Source organism: Streptomyces sp. NPDC058620, from assembly GCF_042717135.1.
Taxonomy (GTDB): Bacteria; Actinomycetota; Actinomycetes; order Streptomycetales; family Streptomycetaceae; genus Streptomyces.
Genome location: NZ_JBHXQO010000007.1, coordinates 204,076 through 229,206 on the forward strand (window position 1 = coordinate 204,076; position 25,131 = coordinate 229,206).

General features: G+C 69.9%; 21 protein-coding genes and 1 tRNA gene. 12 read left to right on the top strand and 10 right to left on the bottom strand.

What is annotated here, in order from left to right:
- Positions 1–3 precede the first annotated feature (3 nt).
- From ACFWSK_RS10770 to ACFWSK_RS10780, 3 genes are read left to right on the top strand one after another with little or no spacing between them, the layout of a single operon-like run.
- Positions 4–1,785 (top strand): branched-chain amino acid ABC transporter permease, encoded by a 1,782-nt coding sequence (locus ACFWSK_RS10770; protein ID WP_383783529.1) that lies wholly within the window; start codon positions 4–6, stop codon positions 1,783–1,785.
- A 5-nt stretch (positions 1,786–1,790) separates the two neighbouring features.
- Complete coding sequence (locus ACFWSK_RS10775) at positions 1,791–2,726, top strand: ABC transporter ATP-binding protein (protein ID WP_383783552.1); 936 nt, start codon at positions 1,791–1,793, stop codon at positions 2,724–2,726.
- Positions 2,723–3,439 (top strand): ABC transporter ATP-binding protein, encoded by a 717-nt coding sequence (locus ACFWSK_RS10780; protein ID WP_383783530.1) that lies wholly within the window; start codon positions 2,723–2,725, stop codon positions 3,437–3,439. Before ACFWSK_RS10775 ends, ACFWSK_RS10780 begins: the two co-directional genes overlap by 4 nt.
- Positions 3,440–3,522: 83 nt before the next feature.
- On the opposite strand, the gene ACFWSK_RS10785 is transcribed toward ACFWSK_RS10780, so the two are convergent.
- Positions 3,523–4,179 carry a response regulator gene (locus ACFWSK_RS10785; protein WP_328909591.1) on the bottom strand — a complete coding sequence of 219 codons (657 nt, stop codon included), beginning with the start codon at positions 4,177–4,179 and terminating at the stop codon, positions 3,523–3,525.
- Positions 4,180–4,277: 98 nt separating this feature from the next.
- Between ACFWSK_RS10785 and ACFWSK_RS10790 the strand changes: the two genes are divergently transcribed.
- Together ACFWSK_RS10790 and ACFWSK_RS10795 are read left to right on the top strand one after the other, a co-directional pair.
- Positions 4,278–4,363: transfer RNA gene (locus ACFWSK_RS10790), tRNA-Leu, on the top strand.
- 75 nt (positions 4,364–4,438) lie between these two features.
- Positions 4,439–5,227, top strand: a complete 789-nt coding sequence (locus tag ACFWSK_RS10795; protein ID WP_383783531.1) for a helix-turn-helix domain-containing protein — start codon at positions 4,439–4,441, stop codon at positions 5,225–5,227.
- 7 nt (positions 5,228–5,234) lie between these two features.
- Here the strand turns inward: ACFWSK_RS10795 and pyk are convergent, their stop codons facing one another.
- Together pyk and ACFWSK_RS10805 are read right to left on the bottom strand one after the other, a co-directional pair.
- A complete protein-coding gene (gene pyk, locus ACFWSK_RS10800) occupies positions 5,235–6,668 on the bottom strand; it encodes a pyruvate kinase (protein ID WP_383783532.1) in 1,434 nt (477 codons plus the stop codon).
- 120 nt (positions 6,669–6,788) lie between these two features.
- Positions 6,789–7,499: an SIMPL domain-containing protein gene (locus ACFWSK_RS10805; protein WP_383783533.1), complete on the bottom strand. Its 711-nt coding sequence runs from the start codon at positions 7,497–7,499 to the stop codon at positions 6,789–6,791.
- 126 nt (positions 7,500–7,625) lie between these two features.
- On the opposite strand from ACFWSK_RS10805, the gene ACFWSK_RS10810 reads away from it, so the two are divergent.
- Positions 7,626–9,431, top strand: coding sequence for a bifunctional metallophosphatase/5'-nucleotidase (locus ACFWSK_RS10810; protein WP_383783553.1), 1,806 nt, complete (start codon positions 7,626–7,628; stop codon positions 9,429–9,431).
- A gap of 73 nt (positions 9,432–9,504) precedes the next feature.
- On the opposite strand, the gene ACFWSK_RS10815 is transcribed toward ACFWSK_RS10810, so the two are convergent.
- The 5 genes from ACFWSK_RS10815 to ACFWSK_RS10835 form a co-directional block, all read right to left on the bottom strand.
- Positions 9,505–10,935: a lysine N(6)-hydroxylase/L-ornithine N(5)-oxygenase family protein gene (locus ACFWSK_RS10815; RefSeq protein WP_383783534.1), complete on the bottom strand. Its 1,431-nt coding sequence runs from the start codon at positions 10,933–10,935 to the stop codon at positions 9,505–9,507.
- Complete coding sequence (locus ACFWSK_RS10820; RefSeq protein ID WP_383783535.1) at positions 10,932–12,329, bottom strand: pyridoxal phosphate-dependent decarboxylase family protein; 1,398 nt, start codon at positions 12,327–12,329, stop codon at positions 10,932–10,934. The genes ACFWSK_RS10815 and ACFWSK_RS10820 overlap by 4 nt, the downstream gene beginning before the upstream one ends.
- 207 nt (positions 12,330–12,536) lie before the next feature.
- A complete protein-coding gene (gene pepN / locus ACFWSK_RS10825; protein ID WP_383783536.1) occupies positions 12,537–15,041 on the bottom strand; it encodes an aminopeptidase N in 2,505 nt (834 codons plus the stop codon).
- 268 nt (positions 15,042–15,309) lie between these two features.
- Positions 15,310–15,636, bottom strand: coding sequence for a chorismate mutase (locus ACFWSK_RS10830; protein WP_383783537.1), 327 nt, complete (start codon positions 15,634–15,636; stop codon positions 15,310–15,312).
- A 25-nt stretch (positions 15,637–15,661) separates the two neighbouring features.
- Positions 15,662–16,540, bottom strand: coding sequence for a helix-turn-helix domain-containing protein (locus ACFWSK_RS10835; protein ID WP_383783554.1), 879 nt, complete (start codon positions 16,538–16,540; stop codon positions 15,662–15,664).
- 162 nt (positions 16,541–16,702) lie between these two features.
- Here ACFWSK_RS10835 and ACFWSK_RS10840 point away from each other — a divergent pair, with 162 nt between their 5' ends.
- Positions 16,703–18,511 carry a beta-galactosidase family protein gene (locus ACFWSK_RS10840; RefSeq protein WP_383783538.1) on the top strand — a complete coding sequence of 603 codons (1,809 nt, stop codon included), beginning with the start codon at positions 16,703–16,705 and terminating at the stop codon, positions 18,509–18,511.
- A gap of 13 nt (positions 18,512–18,524) precedes the next feature.
- On the opposite strand, the gene ACFWSK_RS10845 is transcribed toward ACFWSK_RS10840, so the two are convergent.
- Entirely contained in the window at positions 18,525–19,298 is a 774-nt protein-coding gene (locus tag ACFWSK_RS10845; RefSeq protein ID WP_383783539.1) for a S1 family peptidase, read from the bottom strand.
- Positions 19,299–19,506: 208 nt separating this feature from the next.
- Between ACFWSK_RS10845 and ACFWSK_RS10850 the strand changes: the two genes are divergently transcribed.
- Complete coding sequence (locus ACFWSK_RS10850; protein WP_383783540.1) at positions 19,507–20,433, top strand: hypothetical protein; 927 nt, start codon at positions 19,507–19,509, stop codon at positions 20,431–20,433.
- A 47-nt stretch (positions 20,434–20,480) separates the two neighbouring features.
- On the opposite strand, the gene ACFWSK_RS10855 is transcribed toward ACFWSK_RS10850, so the two are convergent.
- A complete protein-coding gene (locus ACFWSK_RS10855) occupies positions 20,481–21,494 on the bottom strand; it encodes an SDR family oxidoreductase (RefSeq protein WP_383783541.1) in 1,014 nt (337 codons plus the stop codon).
- 89 nt (positions 21,495–21,583) lie between these two features.
- Between ACFWSK_RS10855 and ACFWSK_RS10860 the strand changes: the two genes are divergently transcribed.
- From ACFWSK_RS10860 to ACFWSK_RS10875, 4 genes are read left to right on the top strand one after another with little or no spacing between them, the layout of a single operon-like run.
- Positions 21,584–22,333: an enoyl-CoA hydratase family protein gene (locus ACFWSK_RS10860; protein ID WP_383783542.1), complete on the top strand. Its 750-nt coding sequence runs from the start codon at positions 21,584–21,586 to the stop codon at positions 22,331–22,333.
- 11 nt (positions 22,334–22,344) lie between these two features.
- Positions 22,345–23,199, top strand: coding sequence for a CoA transferase subunit A (locus tag ACFWSK_RS10865; protein ID WP_383783555.1), 855 nt, complete (start codon positions 22,345–22,347; stop codon positions 23,197–23,199).
- Positions 23,196–23,936 (top strand): CoA-transferase subunit beta, encoded by a 741-nt coding sequence (locus ACFWSK_RS10870; RefSeq protein ID WP_383783543.1) that lies wholly within the window; start codon positions 23,196–23,198, stop codon positions 23,934–23,936. Before ACFWSK_RS10865 ends, ACFWSK_RS10870 begins: the two co-directional genes overlap by 4 nt.
- Positions 23,936–24,982 carry an NAD(P)H-dependent flavin oxidoreductase gene (locus ACFWSK_RS10875; RefSeq protein ID WP_383783544.1) on the top strand — a complete coding sequence of 349 codons (1,047 nt, stop codon included), beginning with the start codon at positions 23,936–23,938 and terminating at the stop codon, positions 24,980–24,982. Before ACFWSK_RS10870 ends, ACFWSK_RS10875 begins: the two co-directional genes overlap by 1 nt.
- Positions 24,983–25,131 lie beyond the last annotated feature (149 nt).

The following is a 25,131-nucleotide window of genomic DNA, read 5'->3' on the forward strand; positions in this document are numbered from 1 at the left end:
CCGATGACCACCCAGAACGCCCCGGCCTTCCTCGCCCTGCCCACCGCAGCCGCCCGCATCGCCACCACGGCGGGCGCGGCCATCGCACTCGTCGGCACCTTCCTCGCCTGGACCTGGACCGACGAATTCCCCGGCGACCTCACCGTCACCGGCTACCCCGGCGGCCTCCAGGTCCTCGCCCTCATCGGCGCGGCACTCACCCTGCTCTTCGCACTCTCCGGATACGGCATCAAGGGACTGCGCTGGCTCACCCCAGGCGGCACCAACAGCCCCACCCGGCTCCTCGCCCTCGGCACCCTCGGCGTCGTCGGCTACTCCATCGGCGCCATCACCGTGAAGCTCGGCGGCGTCGTCAACCTCGAACCCGGAGCCTGGGTCAGCGGCATCGGCGCACTCATCGCCGTCATCGCCTCCCTCGGACTCCCCAGCGACCTGCCCCTCGACAAGGACAGCTCGCCGAACGCCTGGGACCGCTTCCGCGACAGCCTCCGCGCACCCGCCCCGCGCCGCGCCAAGGACCTCCCCGCCTGGGCCGAGATCCTGATCATCGCCGGAGCATTCGGCATCGGGCTGCACGTCTTCACGTACGGCATCGACACCGAATACGCCGAACTCTTCATCGGCTTCATGATCACCGTCGCCTTCGGCTTCACCGCCATCAGCCGCGCCGGACTCATCGCCCGCATCACCGCACTCACCACCAAGCACCGCAACGTCACCCTCGCCGCAGCACTCATCGCGGCGTTCTGCTTCCCCTTCACCCAGCAGAACGAGCAGTACGCCCTCATCGGCGCGAACATCCTCATCTTCGCTACCGTGGCACTCGGCCTGAACGTCGTCGTCGGCCTCGCCGGCCTCCTCGACCTCGGATACGTCGCCTTCCTCGGCGTCGGCGCCTACGCCGCCGCCCTGGTCTCCGGCTCCCCGATGTCACCCGTCGGCGTCCAGTTCCCCTTCTGGGCCGCCGTCCTCACCGGCGCCGCAGCCTCACTCGTCTTCGGCGTCGTCATCGGCGCCCCGACGCTCCGGCTGCGCGGCGACTACCTCGCCATCGTCACCCTCGGGTTCGGAGAGATCTTCCGGCTCACCGTCAACGCCCTCAACGGCGTCAGCGGCCCGGACGTCACCAACGGCTCCCAGGGCATCCCGAGCATCCCCGACCTCAACATCCTCGGGTTCGACTTCGGGATCAGCCACGACATCGGCGGCTTCACCCTCGGCAGGTCCGCCAACTACTACCTGCTGATGCTCGTCTTCACCGGCGTCGTCGTCATGGTGTTCCGCCGCTCCAACGAATCCCGCATCGGCCGCGCCTGGGTCGCCATCCGCGAGGACGAGACCGCAGCCACCGCCATGGGCATCAACGCCTTCCGGCTCAAGCTGCTCGCCTTCGCCCTCGGCGCCACCCTCGCCGGACTCGCCGGAACCGTACAGGCGCACGTCTCCTACACGGTCACCCCGGAGCAGTACCAGTTCGCCGGGTCCGTACCGCCCAACTCCGCGTTCCTCCTCGCCGCCGTCATCCTCGGCGGCATGGGAACCCTCAGCGGACCCCTCGTCGGCGCCGCACTGCTCTACCTGATCCCGGCCAAGCTGCAGTTCATGCAGGACTACCAGCTCTTCCTCTTCGGACTCGCACTCATACTCCTGATGCGCTTCCGCCCCGAGGGCCTGGTCGCCGACCGCAGGAAGCAGCTCGAATTCCACGAGACCGGCCAGCTCGACGTACCACCGGACGAACCACTCACCGACACGGCCGCCGGAACCACGAAGGCGGGGGCGTGACCGACATGACCAAGACAGCCACGACCACCACCGAAACCGGCACCCCCGTGCTCGACGCCAGCGGTGTCACCATGCGCTTCGGCGGACTCACCGCCGTACGCAACGTCGACCTCACCGTCAACGCGGGCGAGATCGTCGGCCTCATCGGCCCCAACGGCGCCGGAAAGACCACCTTCTTCAACTGCCTCACCGGCCTCTACGTCCCCACCGAGGGCAAGGTCAGCTACAAGGGCACCGTCCTGCCGCCCAAGCCCCACCTCGTCACCCAGGCAGGCATCGCCCGCACCTTCCAGAACATCAGGCTCTTCGCCAACATGACCGTCCTGGAAAACGTCCTCGTCGGACGCCACACCAGGACCGAAGAGGGCCTCTGGTCCGCACTGCTGCGCCTCCCCGGCTACAAGAAGGCCGAGAACGCCAGCCGCGAACGCGCCATGGAACTCCTGGAGTTCATCGGCCTGCAGGACAAGGCCGACCACCTCGCCCGCAACCTCCCCTACGGAGACCAGCGCAAGCTGGAAATCGCGCGCGCACTCGCCAGCGACCCCGGACTCCTCCTTCTGGACGAGCCCACCGCAGGCATGAACCCCCAGGAAACCCGCGTCACCGAAGAGCTCATCTTCGCCATCCGGGACCAGGGCATCGCCATCCTCGTCATCGAGCACGACATGCGCTTCATCTTCAACCTGTGCGACCGCGTCACCGTCCTCGTCCAGGGTGAAAAGCTCGTCGAGGGCACCGCCGACGTCGTCCAGGCAGACGAGCGCGTCGTCGCCGCCTACCTCGGCACCCCCTTCGAAGGCGCCCCCGGCGCCGAAGAAGTCGCCGAAGTCGAAGCGGCCGAAGCGGAAGCCGAAGCGGCCGGGACGGCGCAAGCCAAGAGCGAAGCCGGCACCAGCACCACGAAGGACACCACCACCGAGGAGGAGGACACCCGATGACCGCACTGCTCGAGGTCGAGGACCTCCGCGTCGCCTACGGCAAGATCGAAGCCGTCAAGGGGATCTCCTTCAGCGTCGAAGCCGGCCAGGTGGTCACCCTCATCGGCACCAACGGCGCCGGCAAGACCACCACACTGCGCACCCTCTCCGGACTGCTCAAGCCGCTCGGCGGCCGCATCCTCTTCGAGGGCAAGCCGCTCGCCAACATCCCGGCACACAAGATCGTCGCACTGGGCCTCGCCCACTCCCCCGAGGGACGCCACATCTTCCCCCGGCTGACGATCACCGAGAACCTCCTCCTCGGCGCCTACCTCCGCAACGACAAGGCAGGCATCGAGAAGGACGTCCAGCGCGCCTACGACCTCTTCCCCATCCTCGGGGAACGCCGGAAGCAGGCCGCGGGCACCCTCTCGGGCGGCGAGCAGCAGATGCTCGCCATGGGACGCGCCCTCATGTCCCAGCCCAAGCTGCTCATGCTCGACGAGCCCTCGATGGGGCTCTCGCCGATCATGATGCAGAAGATCATGGAGACCATCGTCGAACTCAAGGCGGCGGGCACCACGATCCTGCTCGTCGAGCAGAACGCCCAGGCCGCCCTGTCCCTCGCGGACCAGGGCCATGTCATGGAGGTCGGCAAGATCGTCCTCTCCGGCACCGGAGCGGACCTCCTGCACGACGAGTCCGTCCGCAAGGCGTACCTCGGCGAGGACTGACCCTCGCACTCCTGTACGCGAAGGAGGCCCGCACCCCGATCGATCCGGGGTGCGGGCCTCCTTCGCGTGCTGTCCGTACGGGGCTACTCGGCCGCCTTCTTCTTCTCCTCGGCGTCCTCGATCAGCGCCTCGGCGAGCTGCTGCATGGACAGCCGGCGGTCCATCGACGTCTTCTGGATCCAGCGGAACGCGGCGGGCTCGGAGAGGCCGTAATCGGTCTGGAGGATGCTCTTCGCGCGGTCGACGAGCTTGCGGGTCTCCAGGCGCTGCGAGAGGTCCGCGACCTCGCCCTCAAGGGCCTTCAGCTCCGCGAACCGCGACACCGCCATCTCGATGGCGGGCACCACGTCGCTCTTGCTGAACGGCTTCACGAGGTACGCCATCGCGCCGGCGTCCCGGGCCCGCTCGACGAGGTCGCGCTGCGAGAACGCGGTGAGCATGAGAACGGGGGCGATGGACTCCTCGGCGATCTTCTCGGCGGCCGAGATCCCGTCGAGGACGGGCATCTTCACGTCGAGGATCACGAGGTCCGGCTTGTGCTCCCGGGCCAGCTCGACGGCCTGCTGGCCGTCACCTGCCTCACCGACGACCGAGTAGCCCTCTTCCTCCAGCATCTCTTTGAGGTCGAGGCGGATGAGGGCCTCGTCCTCGGCGATGACGACACGGGTCGTCAGCGGCGGGACGTGCGACTTGTCGTCGTCGACGGCGTCTACGGGCTGGGGCGACTCGGGGGTGGTCACGGGGGCTCCTTGTTGCGGGCCGGTAATGTGCTGCTGCCGAGAGCCTACCTAGCTGCGGGGCCCTGCGATGACCCGGTAGACTCGCCCGAGGTTGGCCAGCCGGGTTGGCGGAATGGCAGACGCTGATGTCTCAAACACATCTGTCCGAAAGGACGTGCGGGTTCGACTCCCGCACCCGGCACCAAAGCGGATGTTCACCTTCTCGTGAACATCCGCTTTTTGTTACTCGTACCCGCACCGCGTCACACAGAGTTGTGATGTGAACTTCCACGGCACAGAAGTGCGCCAGAAGGCGCTCGCCCTTCTCCGGTCCGGCACCAAGGGCGCCGAAGTCGCCCGTCAGCTGAATGTGCCGCGCGGAACCGTCTCGTACTGGCTGCACATGGACCGCTCCAAAAGGGGCGAGTGTCCCGGCTCGCACAACCCTCGGTGCAACCGCTGCGACGGTGCGGACCTCAACGAGTCCGCGTACTCGTATCTTCTCGGTCTTTACCTGGGCGACGGCCATGTGAGCCAGTACTCGCAGCACCGGGTGCCGAACCTCATGATCACTTTGGACGACGCCTGGCCCGGCATCCAGGACGAGGCCGAAGCGGCGATGCGCAAGGTGTTCCCGGACAATGCCACGTGCCGGGTGCGAAAACCCGGCTGCCACAACGTCAAGGTCTACTCAAAGCACCTCGTGTGTCTCTTCCCCCAGCACGGCCCTGGCAAGAAGCACACCCGCACGATCGCGCTCGAACCATGGCAACAGGAGATCGTCGACAACTACCCCTGGGAGTTCATTCGGGGCCTCATCCACTCGGATGGCTGTCGCATCACCAACTGGACGACTCGCCTCGTCGGGGGTGAAAGGAAGCGTTACGAGTATCCCCGGTACTGGTTCACGAACGTCTCGGATGACATTCGTCAGCTGTACACCGACACCCTCGACAAGCTCGGTGTCGAATGGAAGCACTGCACCCGCGCGGGCAAAAAATACAACATCTCCGTCGCCCGACGGGCGTCCGTCGCTCTCATGGACGCCCACGTCGGGCCGAAGCACTGACCGCGTACTACTTCGGGCTGTCGTCCTCGCCGATGTGGTGGACGCGGACCAGGTTCGTGGAGCCGGCCACGCCGGGCGGGGAGCCTGCGGTGATCACCACGATGTCGCCCTTCTGGCAGCGGCCGATCCGCAGGAGTTCCTCGTCGACCTGGGCCACCATCGCGTCCGTCGATTCGACGTGCGGGCCGAGGAAGGTCTCCACGCCCCAGGTCAGGTTGAGCTGGGAGCGGGTGGCCGGGTCCGGGGTGAAGGCCAGGAGCGGGATCGGGGAGCGGTAGCGCGAGAGGCGCTTGACCGTGTCGCCGCTCTGGGTGAAGGCCACCAGGAACTTCGCGCCGAGGAAGTCGCCCATCTCGGCGGCCGCGCGGGCGACCGCGCCGCCCTGGGTGCGGGGCTTGTTGCGTTCGTTCAGCGGGGACAGGCCCTTGGCGAGGATGTCCTCCTCGGCGGCCTCGACGATGCGGGACATCGTGCGGACGGTCTCCACGGGGTATTTGCCGACGCTGGTCTCGCCCGAGAGCATCACGGCGTCCGTGCCGTCGATGACCGCGTTGGCGACATCGGAGGCTTCGGCGCGGGTGGGGCGGGAGTTGTCGATCATCGAGTCGAGCATCTGGGTGGCGACGATGACCGGCTTGGCGTTGCGCTTGGCGAGTTTGATGGCCCGCTTCTGGACGATCGGGACCTGTTCCAGGGGCATTTCGACGCCGAGGTCGCCGCGGGCGACCATGATGCCGTCGAAGGCGGCGACGATGCCGTCGATGTTCTCGACGGCCTGGGGCTTCTCGACCTTGGCGATGACGGGGAGGTGGCGGTTCTCCTCCTTCATGATGCGGTGGACGTCGTCGATGTCGCGTCCGCTGCGCACGAAGGAGAGGGCGATGATGTCGGCGCCGGTGCGCAGGGCCCAGCGCAGGTCGTCGATGTCCTTTTCGGAGAGTGCGGGGACGGAGACGGCGACGCCGGGGAGGTTGAGTCCCTTGTGGTCGGAGACCATGCCGCCTTCGATGACGGTGGTGCGGACGCGGGGTCCGTCGACTTCGGTGACCTGGAGGGTGACGCGGCCGTCGTCGACGAGGATGCGTTCACCGGGGGTGACGTCGGCGGCGAGGCCGTCGTAGGTGGTGCCGCAGGTGTGGCGGTCGCCTTCCGTGGGTTCGACGGTGATGGTGAAGTCGTCGCCGCGTTCAAGGAGTACGGGGCCTTCGCGGAAGCGTCCCAGGCGGATCTTCGGACCTTGAAGGTCGGCGAGGATGCCGACGCTGCGGCCGGTCTCGTCGGATGCCTTGCGGACGTGGTGGTACCGCGCTTCGTGTTCGGCGTACGTGCCGTGGCTGAGGTTGAAGCGGGCGATGTCCATTCCGGCTTCGACCAATGCTTTGATCTGGTCGTATGTGTCGGTCGCGGGTCCCAGGGTACAAACGATTTTTGCTCGGCGCATGGTTTGAGCCTAGACCTTACCTATGGGTAGGTAATTGGCCTTGCATGACACCTCAACAACCTTTGCGTGAAGGGTTATTGACAAGTGTTGAATTGTGCGGTGGGGCGCTCTGATGAGCGTTTATCGAAGTGCGGGCGGGGCGATCGTGAACAGCGCCTCGACCTGTGCGTGAACGGTCTGGCGTACGGGTTCGAGGTCGATCGGTTCCGGGCCGGCGGCGAGTTCCGTCGCTCCGGCCTCGCTGTAGGCGACGCCGCGGCTGGCGAAGCCGGGCCGGGCGGGGCGGCCGATGCTCGTACCGGTGTCGGCGAGTTCGAGGAGGGCGCCGAGTTCGGTGTCGAGGGCTTCGGCGTATTCGCGGGCGCGTTGGACGGCTTCGCGCACGGCCTGGCGGCGGGCGCGTCCGTGGACGGGTGAGCCGGGGCGCAGGGCCCACCAGGGGCCTTCGACGCGGGTGAGTTCGCGGTCGGCGAGGCGGCTGGTGAGTTCGCCGAGGGCGGTGAAGTCGGTGAGGGTGACGTTGAGCTGGACGCTGCCGTGGTAGGCGCGGACGCGTTCGCCGCGGCCGTGGCGGGTGAGTTGGGGGGTGATGGAGAGGGTGCCTGTTTCGAGTGTCTCGATGGCTTCGCCGTAGGTCTTGATCAGTTCGATGGCCTGGGTGTTGCGTCGGGTGAGGTCGTCGAGGGCTGCGCGCCGGTCGGTGCCGCGGGCGGAGACGGTGACGAAGATGCGGGCGGTTTCGGGGTCGGCTTCGATGTGGGCCTCGCCGCGGACGGTGATGCGGGGGGTCCGGGGCGTTCCGTAGGGGCGTGGGGTCTCGTCTTCGGTCATGTGTTCACTGTGGCACGGGGGGTGTGTGCGGGGTGGTCATCAGATCGAAACCTGCCCGGGGTGTTGCGGGAGGTGCTGGCTGGGCCAGAATCTACGCGCGTTGCTCGATTGAACGAGGAGTCAAGGATGCCGTTGAACCGTAGGACGTTTCTGGGCCGTTCGGCTGCTGCCGGCGCGGGTGTGGCGATAGCGGGCGGGGCCGGGGCGGGGCAGGCCGTGGCCGCGGAGCCGGTGAGCCGGCGCCGTCCGGCGAAGCGGTACTCCTTCACCGTGATGGGTACGACCGACCTGCACGGCAATGTCTTCAACTGGGACTACTTCACGGACAAGGAGTTCGACGACAAGGCCCACAACGATGTCGGCCTGGCGAAGATCTCCACGCTCGTCGACCGGATCCGGGAGGAGCGGGGCCGCCACAACACCCTGCTGATCGACGCGGGTGACACGATTCAGGGCACTCAGCTCTCGTACTACTACGCGAAGGTCGACCCGATCACGGCGAGGCGTGGTCCGGTGCATCCGATGGCGCAGGCGATGAACGCGATCGGTTATGACGCGGCGGCGCTCGGCAATCACGAGTTCAACTACGGCATTCCGGTGCTGCGGAAGTTCGAGGAGCAGTGCGATTTTCCGCTGCTGGGTGCGAACGCGCTGGATGCGAAGACGCTGCGGCCGGCCTTTGCCCCGTATGTGATCAAGCGGCTCCGTACGCCGCACGGGCGTGATGTGCGGGTGGCGGTGCTGGGGCTGACGAATCCCGGCATCGCGATCTGGGACAAGGCGAATGTGGGCGGGAAGATGGTGTTCCCGGGTCTTGAGGAGCAGGCGGCGCGCTGGGTTCCGAAGCTGCGTTCGATGGGTGCGGACGTGGTGATCGTGTCGGCGCATTCGGGTTCGAGCGGTACGTCGTCGTACGGGGACCAGTTGCCGTACGTCGAGAACGCGGCCGGTCTGGTGGCGGAGCAGGTTCCGGGCATCGACGCGATTCTGGTGGGGCACGCGCACTCGGAGATTGCCGAGTACTTCGTGACGAACGAGGAGACCGGGAAGCAGGTCGTGCTGTCGGAGCCGTTGAAGTGGGGGCAGCGGCTGACGTTGTTCGATTTCGATCTGGTCTGGGAGAAGGGCCGTTGGACGGTGGAGAGGGTCGGCGCGGAGGTGCTGAACTCCAACGAGGTGGCGGAGGACCCGAAGATCGTTTCGCTGCTCGGTGACGAGCACACGAAGGTGGTGGCCTATGTGAATCAGGTCATCGGTACGTCGGTGGTGGCGATGTCGACGGCGCAGGCGCCGTGGAAGGACGAGCCGATCATCGATCTGATCAATCAGGTGCAGGCGGAGACGGTGAGGGCGGGTCTGGCGGGTGGCGAGTACGCGGCGCTGCCGGTGCTGTCGCAGGCGTCGTGCTTCTCGCGTACGGCGGGCATTCCGGCGGGTGAGGTGACGATCAAGGATGCGGCGGGGCTGTACCCGTTCGAGAACACGCTTGAAGCGCGGTTGCTGACGGGTGCGCAGTTGAAGGAGTACCTGGAGTACTCGGCGCGGTATTACGTGCAGACGGCCGCGGGTGCTCCGGTGGATACGTCGAAGCTGACGAACGCCGGCGGCATTCCGGATTACAACTATGACGCGGTGTCGGGGGTGGCGTATGACATCGACGTCGCGAAGCCGGTGGGTTCGCGGATCGTGAATCTGACGTTCGAGGGTGTGGCGATCGATCCGGCGGCGCAGTTCGTGTTCGCGGTGAACAACTACCGGGCGAGCGGTGGGGGCAATTTTCCGCATGTGCCGGGTGCGAAGCAGGTGTGGGCCGATTCGGACGAGATCCGGAACACGATCATCAGCTGGGTGAAGGCGAAGGGCTCGGTTGATCCGGCGCAGTTCGCCGCGGTGGGCTGGCGGCTGACGCGGGACGGTTCGCCGGTGTTCTAGGCGGTGGGTGGCTGCGTGGCGGTGAGCGGCCGTTCCCCGGTTGGTTGCGGGGGGACGGCCGCTTTGTCGGTGGTCAGTTGCCCTGGACCAGCGGGATGAGGCCGGGGTTCTGGGCGGGGATGCGGGGGTTGTTCGAGGGGGTGAGGCCGAAGGTGGTGAAGGCGGTGCGGTCGGGGAGGGGGTAGGGGTTGGTGCCGGTGAGGTCGTTGAGGATGGTGGCGCTGCGCCAGGCGGCCAGTCCGAGGTCGGGGGCGCCGACTCCGTGGGTGTGGCGTTCGGCGTTCTGTACGTAGACGTGGCCGGTGACGGTGGGGTCGAGGACGAGGCGGAAGCGGTCGTCGATGCGGGGGCGTGCGGAGGCGTCGCGGCGCATGTAGGGGTCGAGGCCGGTGAGGAGGCCGTCGAGGGGGCGTTCGCGGTAGCCGGTGGCGAGGACGACGGCGTCGGTGGTGAGGCGGGAGCGGGTGGCTTGCTGGGTGTGTTCGAGGTGGAGTTCGACGCGGGTGTTGGCGACGCGGCCGGCGGTGCGTACGGAGACGCCGGGGGTGAGGGTGGCGTCGGGCCAGCCGCCGTGGAGGGTGCGTCGGTATAGCTCGTCGTGGATGGCGGCGATGGTGTCGGCGTCGATGCCTTTGTGGAGCTGCCACTGGTGGGGGACGAGTTCGTCGCGTACGCATTCGGGGAGGGCGTGGAAGTAGCGGCTGTAGTCGGGGGTGAAGTGTTCCAGGCCGAGCTTGGAGTACTCCATGGGTGCGAAGGCGGCGGTGCGGGCGAGCCAGTGGATCTTCTCGGTTCCGGCGGGGCGGGCGCGGAGCAGGTCGAGGAAGATTTCGGCGCCGGACTGGCCGGAGCCGATCACGGTGATGTGTTCGGCTTCGAGGAGGCGGTCGCGGTGGGCGAGGTAGTCCGCGGAGTGGATGACGGGGACGGATTCGGCTTCGGCGAGGGGTTTGAGGGGTTCGGGGACGAAGGGTTCGGTGCCGACGCCGATGGCGACGTGGCGGGTGTAGGCGCGGCCGAGTGCTTCGGCTTCGCCGTCGGCGTCGAGTTTGGTGAAGTCGACTTCGTAGAGGGCGCGTTCGGTGTTCCAGCGGACGGCGTCGACCTGGTGGCCGAAGTGGAGTCCGGGGAGTTGGTCGCTGACCCAGCGGCAGTAGGCGTCGTATTCGGCTCGTTGGATGTGGAAGCGCTCGGCGAAGTAGAAGGGGAAGAGCCGGTCTCGGCTGCGCAGGTAGTTGAGGAAGGACCAGGGGCTGGCGGGGTCGGCGAGGGTGACGAGGTCGGCGAGGAAGGGGACTTGGAGGCTGGCGCCGTCGATGAGGAGGCCGGGGTGCCAGTGGAAGGCGGGGCGTTGTTCGTAGAACGTGGCGGCGAGTGGCTGGGGGTGGCCGGGGGCGCCGGGTACGCCGTGAGCGAGGGCGGCGAGGGAGAGGTTGAAGGGGCCGATGCCGATGCCGACGAGGTCGTGTGGCTGGTCGGGTTCGGGGGTGGGCCGGTCGGTCATCGGGGTGTGCTGCCTTCCGCGAGGCCGTCTGCGACGGTGGTGACGAGGTCGATGAGGGTGTGGAGGTCGTCGGGGGTGGTGTGGGGGTTGAGGAGGGTCGCTTTGAGCCAGCGGCGGCCGTCGGCTTCGGCGCGGCCGAGTACGGCGTGGCCGCGGTTGAGGAGGGTGCGGCGGATGACGGCCACGGTGTGGTCGGGGGCGCCGGTGGGCCGGAAGAGGACGGTGCTGATGGTGGGGCGGTCGTAGAGGTCGAGTGCGGGGTGTCCGGTGATCAGGTCGGCGAGTTGCCGGGCGGTGGCGATGGTGCGGTCGACGAGGTCGGCGAGTCCGGTGCGGCCGAGTGCCTGGAGGGTGACTGCGATCTTCAGGGCGTCGGGTCTGCGGGTGGTGCGCAGGGAGCGGCCGAGGAGGTCGGGGAGGCCGGCTTCGGTGTCGTCGTCGGCGTTGAGGTAGGGGGCGCGGTGGTGGAGTGGGTCGAGTTCGTGGTGGCCGGGGACGGCGAGGAGTGAGGCGGATGCGGGCTGCCAGCCGAGTTTGTGCAGGTCGAAGGTGACGCTCTGGGCGCGGTCGAGGCCGTGGAGTCTGTGTCGGTGGGTGGGGCTGAAGAGGAGTGGTCCGCCGTAGGCGGCGTCGATGTGGAGTTCGGCGCCGTGTGCCGTGCAGAGGTCGGCTATGGCGTCGAGGGGGTCGATCTGTCCGGTGTCGGTGGTGCCCGCGGTGGCGGTGACGAGGAGGGGGCGGTGGAGTTGGGTGAGGGCTTCGTCGAGTGCGGCGAGGTCCATGACGCCTGTGGGGGCGGGGACGACGGCTGGTTCGGGGAGTCCGAGGAGCCAGGTGGCGCGGGTGATGCTGTGGTGGGCGTTGGCTCCGTGGATGGTCTGTACGGGTCCGTGGCGCTCGCGGGCGAGGAGCAGGGCGAGTTGGTTGGCCTCGGTGCCGCCGGTGGTGATGACGGCGTCGGGTGTGGTGGCGCGCGGGTAGATCTCGGCGGCGAGTACGGCGGTGAGTTCGGCTTCGAGGGCGGAGGCGGCGGGGGCCTGGTCCCAGGAGTCCATGGAGGGGTTGAGTGCGGAGGCGGCGAGGTCCGCGGCGGCGGCGAGGGCGAGCGGCGGGGTGTGGAGGTGGGCTGCGCAGTGTGGGTGTGCCGGGTCTGCGGCGCCTTCGGCGAGTGCGGTGACGAGGGTGCGCAGGGCGTGTTCGGCGCCGGTTCCGGTGTCGGGGATGAGGGGGCGGCCGGCGGTGCGCATCCGGGAGGTGGTGGTGTCGGGCCCGCCCGCGGGGAGGGGTCCGCCGCGCCGGCCGGCGCCGTCTTCGAGGGCGCTGAGCACCGTGTCGAGGAGGGGGCGCAGGGCGGCTGGGCCTGCGGTGCCTCCGGCGAGGGGTGGGGTGGGCATGGGTGGTGTGGCCCTTCGGGTGCGCGGTGGTGGACATGCCAGCTTGTCCGGGTTTCGGTCGGCGCGGCCGAAGAGCACAACGATCTGAACTCTAAAGGGGTACTGGGGGTCGATGGGGTCTGTTTGCCGGGGGTTCGCCTGCTATGGGTGTGCCCGGCCGCCCTTGGGGAGGGTGGCCGGGCACGGGTGTGGTGCGGGGGGTGTGGGTCAGTGGGTGTCGCGGACGGTGAGGGCGCGGCGGAGGTCGTCGAGCTGGTCGACGAGTTTGCGGCGCAGCGCGGGGATGAGGGCCTGGTCGTCCAGGGCTCGGGTGCCGAGGTGGAGGCTTTCGGTGTCGACGGTGGTTGCGGGGAAGGCGTAGCGGCCGGCCGCTTCGGCGATGGCGGGTCCGCGGCGGACGGCGAGGGCGGTGGCGTCGGGGTAGTAGCGGGGTACGTACTCGCGTACGAGTTCGTCCTGTTCGGGCTGCCAGAAGCCCTGGGCGGTGGCGGTGAAGAGGTAGTTGGAGAGGGAGTCGTCGCTGAACATGGCGTGCCAGGCGGCGGCTTTGGCTTCGGGGGTGGGGAGGGCGGCCCGGCAGCGGGCGGCGCCTTCCTGTCCGGTGGCGCTGGGGTCCTGGGCCAGTTCGGCGTCGATGGCGGCCTCGTCGGTGGCGCCGAGGACGGCGAGGCGGGTGAGGATGCGCCAGCGGAGTTCGGGGTCGAGCTCGGGTCCGCCGGGGACGGTGCCGCCGGCGAGCCAGTCCTGGATGCCGTCGGGCTGGGTGGCGGCGTCGATGAAGTGGCGTACGGCGATGAGGCGCAGGCCGGGTGCGGAGCCGTCCTCGGTCCGCCGGATGAGGTCGCGGCAGATGGCGGTGAGGGTGGCGAGGGCTGTGGGGCGGTCTTCGGGGGTCAGGAAGCGGTCGGCGATCTGGTGGGACGCGAAGGAGAGGACGCCCTGGACGACGGCGAGGTCGGACTCGTGCGGGAGGTGGGTGCGGGCGGCGGCCAGGTAGGCGGCGGGGGCGAGTTCGCCGTCGCGGACCATGTCGCGGGCGGTGTTCCAGACCAGGGCGCGGGTCAGTGGGTCGGGGATGCCGGAGAGGGACCGTACGACGGTTTCCCAGGACTCGGGGTCGAGGCGGACCTTGGCGTAGGTCAGGTCGCCGTCGTTGAGGACGAGGAGGGCGGGGCGGCGGCCGGGCCGTGCGGGGACGGTTTCGCCCTGGGGGACGTCGAGTTCGAAGCGGTCGCGCAGGACGAGTCGGTCCGGTCCGGACTGGGTGTCCAGGGTGTGTTCGTATGCTCCGACGGTGATGCGGTGGGGGCGGCTGCCGTCGCGGTCGACGGTGACGGTCCACTGGCCGCCGCTTTCGGCGACGCGGGCGGTGAGGGTGTCGATGCCGGTGGTGCGCAGCCACTGGTCGGCCCAGGCGTGGACGTCGCGGTCGGTGGCGGATGCGAGGTTGTCGATGAAGTCGGCGAGGGTGGCGTTGGCGAACTTGTGGCGGGCGAAGTGGGTGTTGATGCCGGCCAGGAAGTCCTTCTCGCCGAGCCAGGCGACGAGTTGGCGCAGGGCGGACGCGCCCTTGGCGTAGCTGATGCCGTCGAAGTTGAGGAGTGCGGACGCGGTGTCGGGGACGGCCTCGGGGTCGGGGGCGACGGGGTGGGTGGAGGGGCGTTGGTCCGCGTCGTAGCCCCAGCCCTTGCGGGCGACGCCGAACTCGACCCAGGTGTCGGTGAAGCGGGTGGCTTCGGTGAGGGTCTGGTAGCCCATGTATTCGGCGAAGGACTCGTTGAGCCAGATGTCGTCCCACCAGGAGAGGGTGACGAGGTCGCCGAACCACATGTGGGCCATCTCGTGGGAGATGACCATGGCGCGGGTCTGGCGTTCGGTGTCGGTGACGGCGGAGCGGTAGACGAACTCGTCGCGGAAGGTGACGAGCCCGGGGTTCTCCATGGCGCCGGCGTTGAACTCGGGGACGAATGCCTGGTCGTACGAGTCGAAGGGGTACGGCTCGTCGAACTTCTCGTGGTAGCGGTCGAAGCAGGCGCGGGTGATGTCGAGGATCTCGTCGGCGTCGGCGTCGAGGTACGGGGCGAGGGAGCGGCGGCAGTGGATGCCGAAGGGCAGTCCGGCGTGTTGGGTGGTCACGGAGTACCAGGGGCCGGCGGCCACGGCGACGAGGTAGGTGGAGATGAGGGGGGTGGGGGCGATGGTCCAGTGGCCGTCGCCGGTGTGTTCGGCGATGCCGTTGCCGAGGACGGTCCAGCCGTCGGGGGCGGTGACGGTGATCTCGAATACGGACTTGAGGTCGGGCTGGTCGAACGCGGCGAAGACGCGCTGGACGTCGTCCATGAAGAGCTGGGTGTAGACGTACGTCTCACCGTCGGTGGGGTCGGTGAAGCGGTGCATGCCTTCGCCGGTGCGTGAATAGCGCATGGCGGCGTCGGCGCGCAGTTCGTGCGGGCCGGGGGTGAGCGCGGTGAGGGGGTAGCGGTTCTCGACGAGGAGGTCCGGGTCGAGGGGCTGTCCGTCGAGCGTGACGGAGCGCAGGGTGGCGGGCTTGAGCTCGACGAACGTGTCCCCGGCCGCGTGGGCGGTGAAGTGGATGACGGTGCGGGAGTCGAAGGTCTCCTCGCCCGCGGTGAGATCGAGGTCGATCGTGTACCGGTGTACGTCGAGGAGCTGGGCTCGGGTCTGCGCTTCGTTGCGCGTCAGTACGGACATGGGCCCATGCTGCCGTACGCGTACGAGGGTGTGCAGCCGGGTTCTCGCAGGGCTGAGCGTGGGCTGAGCGCGGGCCGAGCGTGGGCTGGGGCACGCGGCCGGGAGGCTGGGCGCGGGTCCGGTCTCGGTCCGCCGTAGCGCTGCGGGCGCGCTGATGGCCGGGCGGCACGTGGGTCAGGGGGCGGTCCGGGGCGTTGGTGACGGCGGGTGTCGGCGCCGGTACGGGGTGTCCGCCGGGCCGCGTCGGGGGGCGGCCCGGCGGGTTGCCCTACGCGGTCTCGCCGTTCGCGGATTCCTCCGCGATCCGCTCGTGGTGGCGGATGACCTCCGCGACGACGAAGTTCAGCAGCTTCTCGGCGAACGCCGGGTCCAGCTTCGCGCTCTCGGCGAGCTGTCGCAGCCGGGCGATCTGCCGGCCCTCGCGGGCGGGGTCGGCGGGCGGCAGGTGGTGCTCGGCCTTGAGGTGGCCGACCTGCTGGGTGCACTTGAAGCGTTCGGCGAGCATATGGACGACTGCGGCGTCGATGTTGTCGATGCTCTCGCGCAGCCGGTTCAGTTCGGCGCGTACGGACTCGTCGATGTCGCTGGTCATCATGGTCAGCGAGCTTAAACGAGAGGCGCTAGCCGGTGATCGTCGGCGGGTGGTCCGGGTCGGGTATCCGGTCGCTCCAGCCGCCCGGGACGCTGCGCCCCTGCTGTTCGCGGAAGCGCACCGGGGCCGTGCCGACGCGGCGGGCGAACAGCCGGGAGAAGTACGCCGGGTCGTCGTACCCCACGCGGCGGGCGACCGAGGCGACGGGCAGGTCCGTCGCGGCGAGGAGTTCCTTGGCGCGGCCGAGCCGGATGCCCAGCAGGAAGTCCTTGGGGCTGCATCCTGCGCCCCGCCGTACCGCGGAGCGCAGTTCGGCGGGTGTCATGCCGTGGCGGGAGGCGTGCTCGGCGACGGACAGCGGCTGGAACGCCTCGCGGGCCAGGGCCTGGAGCACGGGGTCGCCGTCCGGACCGATGTCGGCGCGGGCCCGGCGCAGGGACACGAGGAGTTCGTGGACGGCGGCCCCCGTCTCCACTTCCAGGAGCGGGTTGCCCCGGCGGGCGGCGCGCACGATGCGGCTCACGGCGGCGCGCGGTCCCGCGGTGTCGGAGAGCGGGACGAGGGGGCGGTCCGGTTCGATGCAGCCGAGCTCGGTGTACGTCGTCGTGGCGGGGCCGGTGAAGTCGACGAAGCTCTCGTCCCAGCCGGTGCCCGGACCGGCCCCGTAGTGGTGCGGTGTGCCGGGGGTGAGCCAGATGAGGCTGGGGGCGGTGACGGGCACGCGCCTGCCGTCCGGGCCGATGAACCAGCCGCTGCCCGAGTTGACGATGACCGCCACGTGGTGGTCGAGGGTGCGCGGGCCGACGGGCGGCAGGGCGCCGTGCTGAAGGCCCACGCCGAGACAGACCAGGCCCAGCCGGTGGTGGAGCGGGCTGGGAGTGAAGAAGCGCATCCAGGTGTGGTACATCGGCCGGCCTTCCTCCCCTTCTTCGTTCTGCTTCACGTTGTGTCCAAACAGCAGTGATCTTTGTCCATGGACCGGCTGTACGCCAGAGGGTGAAAGTTGGACCGACCGGCGCACGGGGGGCCGGCCAGGGGACACCGAGGCACACAGGAGAGTACGAGCACGATGCCTGACTTCACCGTGGGGGACGACCACTTCCTGCTCGACGGCGAGCCCGTACGCCTGCTGTCGGGGGCGATGCACTACTTCCGGGTGCACGAGGAGCAGTGGGACCACCGGCTGTCGATGCTGCGTGCCATGGGCCTCAACTGTGTCGAGACGTACGTGCCGTGGAACTTCCACGAGCCGCGGCCGGGCCGGTTCCACGACGTGGACGCGCTCGGCAGGTTCCTGGACGCGGCGCACCGGGCCGGTCTGTGGGCGATCGTCCGGCCGGGGCCGTACATCTGCGCGGAGTGGGAGAACGGCGGGCTGCCGGTCTGGGTGACGGGGCGGTTCGGGCGGCGGGTGCGGACCCGTGACGCGGCGTATCTGGCGACGGTGGAGCGGTGGTTCCGGGAGCTGCTGCCGCAGGTGGTCCAGCGGCAGATCACCCGCGGCGGCCCGGTGATCATGGTGCAGGCCGAGAACGAGTACGGGAGCTACGGCAGCGACCGTGTGCATCTGGAGCAGGTGACGGGGCTGCTGCGGCAGTGCGGGGTCACGGTGCCGCTGTTCACCTCCGACGGGCCCGACGACCACATGCTGACCGGTGGTTCCGTGCCGGGGCTGCTGGCCACGGCGAACTTCGGGTCGGGTGCGCGGGAGGCGTTCCGTGTGCTGCGCCGCCATCAGCCGGGGGGGCCGCTGATGTGCATGGAGTTCTGGTGCGGCTGGTTCGAGCACTGGGGGGCCGACCCGGTCGTCCGCGATCCCGCGGAGGCCGCCGAGGCGTTGCGGGAGATCCTGGAGTGCGGGGCGTCCGTGAACATCTACATGGCGCACGGGGGGACGAACTTCGCGGGGTGGTCGGGTGCGAACCGTTCGGGTCCGCTCCAGGACCAGGAGCTGCGGTCCACGGTGACGTCGTACGACTACGACGCACCGGTCGACGAGTACGGGCGGCCCACGGAGAAGTTCTGGCGGATGCGCGAGGTGCTCGCCGGGTATCTGGACGGTCCGCTCCCGGAGCTGCCGGCGCCGCCGGCCGTACTCACGGAAACGGTGCGGGCGCGGCTGACGCGGTGGGCGCCCCTGGTGGACGTGCTGGAGGCGCTGGGTGATCCGGAGACGGCGGAGAGCGGGGTGCCGCCGACCTTCGAGGAGCTCGGTGTGGACCGTGGTCTGGTGCGCTACCGGGTCGACGTGCCGGGCCCGCGCCGGCCGTACGCGCTGGGCGCGGTGGGTCTCCGGGACCGGGCGGTGGTGTACGTGGACGGCGTCCGGGCCGGTGTGCTGACCGAGGAGGACGGCACCCTCGCGGAGCCGGTCGCGGGTCCCGCGCAGGTCGAGCTGTGGGTGGAGTCGCTGGGCCGGGTCAACTACGGGCGCCGGCTGGGCGAGCCCAAGGGCCTCACGGGCGGGGTGCTGCACGAGCGGCAGTTCCTGCACGGGGTGCGGGCGCGTGCGCTGCGGCTCGACGCGTTCGACGGGGCGGACGGGGTCTCGGCGGTCGCGTTCCGGGACGCCGGCCGGTCCACGGCGGGGCGGACGGGTCTGTTCCGGGGGACGTTCGAGGCTCCTGTGTCGGGGACCGGGGACGGTGGGCTCGAACTGCCGTGCTGGACCCGGGGGTTCGTCTGGGTCAACGGCTTCTGTCTGGGACGTTACTGGTCGGCGGGACCGCAGGAGACGCTGTACGTGCCGGGTCCGGTGCTGCGGGCCGGCTCCAACGAGGTGTGGGTGCTGGAACTGGAGGGGGCCGGCGACCCGTTCGTGGAGCTGGGTCCGGGGGTGCCCGTCCGGCCGGGCACCCCCGGGGAGGTTCAATGGTGATCAGACAGCGGGGTCAGAGCGTCGCCGCCGCTGACGCGATGGCGGAGGCGAAGGTCGAGACCTCGGTGTACACACCGGGGTAGCCGGCCCGTGCGCAGCCCTCGCCCCAGCTGACGATGCCGACCTGGAGCCAGGCTCCGGCGTTGTCCTTGCGGAACATGGGGCCGCCGGAGTCGCCCTGGCAGGTGTCGACTCCACCGGTGGCGAGGTATCCGGCGCAGAGTTCCTCACCGGGGACGAGGGAGCCGCCGTAGGCGTCCTGGCAGGCGGCGTCGGAGACGTACGGCACGTTCGCCTTGAGGAGGTAGCGCTGCTGGCCGCCGCCCTCGGTGGCGGCGCCCCAGCCCGCGACGGTGAAGGTGCCCTGGTTGTACGCGGTGGTCGTGGCGATCTTCAGTGTCGGCTGGTTGACGGGCGAGGCCAGCTTGATCAGCGCCCAGTCCTTGCCGGTGCCGTTGTAGCCGGGGGCCCGGAGGACCTTGGTGGACCTGACCTTGACGGCGGCGGACGACTGGAGGTCGACGACGCCCGTCGTGGCGACGATGGAGGTGTTGTTGCCCGAGCCGCTCACGCAGTGGGCGGCGGTCAGGACGATGTCCTTGGCGTAGAGCGCACCGCCGCAGCCCATGGAGAGCCGGACCATGAACGGGAATTCGCCCTGGGCGGCGCGGGTTCCGCCGACGACGGGGGCGGGTGCCGCGGATGCGGTGGGCTGGAGGCTGACGGTGGCGAGGGCCACGGCGGCTATGACGGTGCATCTTTTCAGCGCACGCAGAAGCTGCTTCAACGAACTGCCTTCTTTCGTGGGGGGTTGCATGGGGGCTTGCGCGCCAGAGCCGGAGTCCTGCCACAGGCAGTTCTCGGCATGAGCCCGACAAAGGCGTGGTCGGATTATCGGGAAGTGATCACCGCGTCCACAAGGCGTACTTTCCGGCCACGCCCACGGGGTGTACGACGGCTCCTCGACGCGTCTCCCGGCATACAGTGGAGGTCCGTTGAGCGTTACGGATGGGGGTTCCGGCGTGCATGACGGCAGTCCGGTGGTCCATGGATTTCCGCATATCGACACGGTCCGGTCCGCGATCACCGCGCTGTACCGGCGGATCTCCCGCGACGGTATGCACGCGTACGCCACGAGCCTCGTGCCCGCCGACGCCGCGTTCTCCGACGTGGACGACCTGCATCTCGGAGCGCAGCGGGTGGCCCATGCGATGGTCCGGCATCTGCGTCTGCCCGATGCGCGCATGATCGTCGGCTTCCGGCGGATGGATCACGCCGCGAGCGTCGAACTGGCGGCGGGGCCCGAGTACTTCATCGAGCTCAACGACCGGTTCCGCACGCATCGCCGGGACATCGGCGCCGCGCTGGCGCACGAGGTCATGCACGTGCTGCTGCACCGGCTCGGGCTGGAGTTCCCCGGCACGCGCGACAACGAGATCCTGACCGACACGGCGGCGGCCTATCTCGGAGCCGGCTGGCTGCTGCTGGACGCCTTCCGTGAGGACGCGACGTCCAGCCAGAAGCTCGGCTATCTCACGCCGGAGGAGTTCGGGTACGTCCTGGCGAAGCGGGCGCTGGTCTTCGACGAGGACCCCTCGCCGTGGTTCACCAGCCCGCAGGCGTACACGGCGTACGCGAAGGGACGGGAACTCGCCCTGCGGGACGGGCGGCAGCCGCCGCTGAGGGAGGCGGGGTGGGCGGGCCGCCGCCGCTACGCGAAGGACCGGCGGTACGCGCGGGACCACCCAGGGGCGGCGGCCGGCCCAGGGGTTCCGTACGCGTTCGAGGTCGAGGGCCATGGCCAGGGTCTGCGGGTCTCCTTCGACTGCCCCACCTGCCACCAGCGCATCCGCGTCCCGGTCCGGGGGCGGGTACGGGCGCGGTGCGGGTTGTGCCGGACGGTGCTGGAGTGCGATACGTGAGGGGCGCGGGGGCCTGGTGACCGGGGCTCCGCCCCGGACCCCGGTCCTCAAGCGCCGGACGGGCTGGGATCGGCTGCCTGGACCGGCGACGGAGCCGGGCCGGGGTTTGCGGGCTCGGTCGGTGGTGCGGGTGGCCTCGCCCCGTACACCGCTCCCGGTGTCTCCGCCTCCTTGAGCAGCGCCCGGACCTCCTCCCCCGCCCGCGCCGGGGCCCAGCGCGCTCCCCGGTCCGCCGTCGGGCCCGGGCGCCAGCCCTCCATCACCGTGATCCGGCCCGCCTCCGCCTCGAAGACCCGTCCCGTCACGCCCTCGCTCGCGGCCGAGCCGAGCCACACCACGAGCGGGGACACGTTCTCCGGGGCCATCGCGTCGAACGCCCCGCCCCCGGGCGCCGCCATCGTCTCCGCGAACGTCTGCTCGGTCATCCGGGTCCTGGCGGCCGGGGCGATGGCGTTGACCTGGACTCCGTACCGGCCCAGCTCCGCGGCCGCGACCAGCGTCAGGGCGACGATGCCGGCTTTGGCGGCGGCGTAGTTGGCCTGCCCCACGCTGCCGAGGAGTCCCGCGCCCGAACTGGTGTTGATCACCCGGGCCACGGGCGTCCGTCCCGCCCTGGCCTCCGCCCGCCAGTGCGCCGCCGCATGCTTCAGGGGCAGGAAGTGGCCCTTGAGGTGGACCCTCATCACGGCGTCCCAGTCGTCCTCGTCCAGATTCACGAGCATCCGGTCCCGCACGAACCCCGCGTTGTTGACCACGGTGTCCAGCCGTCCGAAGGATTCCAGCGCGTCCGCGACCAGGGACGACGCCCCCTCCGCCGTCGCGATGTCCCCGCCGTTCACCACCGCTTCCCCGCCCGCCGCGACGATCTCGTCGGCCACCTGCCGGGCGGGTCCCGGCGAGACGCCGTCACCCGCGGGACCGGCCCCGAGGTCGTTGACGACGACCCTGGCCCCCTCGGCGGCGAAGGCCAGCGCGTGGGCGCGGCCGAGGCCCCGGCCCGCCCCCGTCACGACGACGACCCGGCCCGCACAGAGTCCGCTCCCGCTCGCGGTCGAAGTCATCTCTCACATCTCCCCTGTTGGCGATGTGGAGGCAGGCTGCTACCTTCCACACCTAACAAATGTTTGGTGGAAAGGTAGCTGATCCGCCCATGGGTGTCTCCACCTCACGTCCCACCGAAGCCGTCTCCGTCGTCACCGTCGACCACCCGCCCGTCAACGCCCTGCCCGTACAGGGCTGGTACGACCTCGCCGACGCGGTCCGTACCGAGGGCCGCGACCCCAAGGTCCGCTGCGTCGTCCTGGCCGCCACCGGGCGTGGCTTCAACGCGGGCGTCGACATCAAGGAGATGCGGGCCGATACGGGTCATGGCACCCTCATCGGCGCCAACCGCGGCTGTTTCGAAGCCTTCGCCGCCGTGTACGAGTGCGAGGTCCCGGTCGTCGCCGCGGTGAACGGGTTCTGCCTGGGCGGCGGAATCGGTCTCGTCGGCAACGCCGATGTGATCGTGGCGAGCGACGACGCCACGTTCGGCCTGCCCGAGCTGGACCGCGGCGCACTCGGCGCCGCCACCCATCTCGCCCGACTGGTCCCGCAGCACCTGATGCGCGCGCTGTACTACACCTCGCGCACCGCGACCGCAGCCGAACTGCACGCCCACGGATCGGTCTGGAAGGTCGTACCGCTCCCAGAACTCATGTGCACCGCAGTGGAGTTGGCCGAGGAGATCGCCCGCAAGGACGGGTATCTGATCCGGCTGGCCAAGGCCGCGATCAACGGGATCGACCCGGTGGACGTACACCGCAGCTACCGCTTCGAGCAGGGCTTCACCTTCGAGGCCAACCTCAGCGGGATCGCCGGCCGCGTCCGTGACACCTTCGGCAAGGAGGCCCGACCGTGACCGACAAGACCATGACGGCCGAGGAGGCCGTCGCCCGGCTCGACAGCGGCATGACCGTCGGCATCGGCGGCTGGGGTTCGCGCCGCAAGCCGATGGCGCTGGTGCGGGCACTGCTCCGGTCCCCCGTCACCGATCTGACCGTGGTCGCGTACGGCGGCCCCGATGTCGGCCTGCTCGCCGCCGCCGGGAAGATCCGCAAGCTGGTGGCGGCCTTCGTCACGCTCGACTCGATCCCCCTCGAACCACACTTCCGGGCGGCCCGTGAGCGCGGTGCGTTCGAGCTGATGGAGATCGACGAGGCGATGTTCATGTGGGGGCTGCACGCCGCCGCCAACCGGTTGCCGTTCCTCCCCGTGCGGGCGGGTCTCGGTTCCGACGTCATGCGGGTCAACCCGGGTCTGCGCACGGTCACTTCGCCGTACGAGGACGGCGAGGAGCTGGTCGCGGTGCCCGCCCTGCGGCTGGACGCCGCGCTGGTCCACGTGAACCGCGCGGACCGGCTGGGCAACGGCCAGTACCTGGGGCCCGACCCGTACTTCGACGACCTGTTCTGCGAGGCCGCCGACACCGCGTACGTCTCCTGCGAGCGGCTCGTGGAGACCGCCGAACTGACCGCGGACGCCGCCCCGCAGACCCTCCTCGTCAAGCGGCACAGCGTTACCGGCGTCATCGAGACCCCGAACGGGGCGCACTTCACCTCCTGCGCCCCCGACCACCCCCGCGACGAGCCGTTCCAGAAGGCGTACGCCACCGCCGCCGCGGACCCCGGCACCTGGGCGGCGTTCGCCGAGCGGTTCCTGCCCCCGCACGGCACCGAGAAGGACTACCAGTGCGCTGTCCGGACCTGGCACGAGGAGCAGCGATGAGGACGAGGACCGTCACCCGGGCCGAGTACTGCGTGATCGCGTGCGCCGAGGCATGGCGCGACAACGGTGAGGTGCTCGCCGGCCCGATGGGCCTGATCCCGTCCGTCGGCGCCCGTCTCGCCAAGCGCACGTTCTCCCCCGGCCTTCTGCTCACCGACGGCGAGGCGATGATCGTCGGCCTGGACGGCACCCCGGAGGGCTGGCTGCCGTACCGCCAGCACCTCACGATGGTCACCGGCGGCAAGCGGCACGTGATGATGGGCGCGAGCCAGATAGACCGGTTCGGCAACCAGAACATCTCCTGCATCGGCGACTGGGACCGGCCCGCCCGCCAGCTCCTCGGTGTCCGTGGTGCACCGGTCAACACCCTGAACAACCCGGTCAGTTACTGGGTTCCCAAGCACTCCCCCCGGGTCTTCGTCGAGCGCGTCGACATGATCTGTGGCGTGGGCTACGACAGTGCGGCAGCGGCGGGCCCTTCGGCGGCCCGCTTCCACCGCATCCCTCGGGTCGTCACCGATCTCGGGGTCTTCGACTTCGCGACCCCGGACCACTCCATGCGGCTGGTCTCGCTGCATCCGGGGGTCACCGTCGACCGGGTCCGCGAGGCCACCGGCTTCGCGCTCGCGATCGCGGACGACGTCCCGGACACCCGCGAGCCCACCGCGGAGGAACTGCGCCTGATCCGCGAGGTCATCGACCCGGCAGGCACCCGCGACCGCGAGGTCAGGTCCTGATGCGCACCCCGCTCACCGAACTCGTCGGGGTCAGGCACCCGATCGTGCAGACGGGCATGGGATGGGTTGCCGGCCCCCGGCTGGTCTCCGCCACCGCCGAGGCGGGCGCACTCGGCATCCTGGGCTCCGCGACGATGACGGTGGAGCAACTGCGCGCGGCGGTACGTGAGGTCAGCTCGCGTACGGGCGCACCGTTCGGGGTCAATCTGCGCGCGGATGCCGGTGACGCCCGCGAGCGGGTCCGGGTCATCGTCGACGAGGGGGTGAAGGTGGCGTCCTTCGCACTGGCCCCGTCGAAGGATCTGATCGCGGAGCTCAAGGACGCGGGGGTGGTCGTCATCCCGTCGGTCGGAGCCCGGCGCCACGCCGAGAAGGTCGCCGCGTGGGGGGCGGACGCGGTGATCGTGCAGGGCGGCGAGGGCGGTGGGCACACGGGTGACGTGGCAACGACCGTACTGCTGCCGCAGGTTGTGGACGCGGTCGGCATCCCGGTGATCGCGGCGGGCGGATTCCACGACGGCCGGGGTCTGGTCGCGGCGCTGGCGTACGGGGCGGCGGGGATCGCGATGGGTACGCGCTTCCTGCTGACGTCCGACTCGACGGTCCCGGACGCGGTGAAGGCCCGCTATCTGGCGTCGGGTGTCAATGACGTCACGGTGACGCGGGCCGTGGACGGGCTGCCGCACCGGATGCTGCGTACGGAGATGGTGGCCGCGCTGGAGAACGCGGGCCGGGTGAGGGCCCTGGCGACGGCGGTGCGCAGCGCAGCCGGTTTCGGACGGCTGTCGGGGCTGAGCCTGCGCCGGATGGTGCGGGACGGTCTCGCGATGAAGCACGGCAAGGACCTGTCGTGGAGCCAGATCCTGCTGGCGGCCAACACCCCCATGCTGCTCAGGGCGGCCATGGTCGACGGCCGAACGGACCTCGGGGTGATGGCGTCGGGCCAGGTCGCGGGGCTGATCGAGGACCTGCCGAGCGTGGCGGCGCTGGTGGACCGGGTGATGAAGGAGGCCACCCGCACGCTTGAGGCTTTGCCGCGGGGGTGAGGGGCGGCCGGAGCCGTGCGGCTGCCGCCTCTGTCCGCGATCGCCGGACGGGCTTGGTTTTTCAAGCCCGCCCGGCGACGCGGACCGGGTCCGGGGCAGAGCCCCGGAGCGGTGACCGGGTGTCCGGTCACCGCGTCGTCGCGCTACGC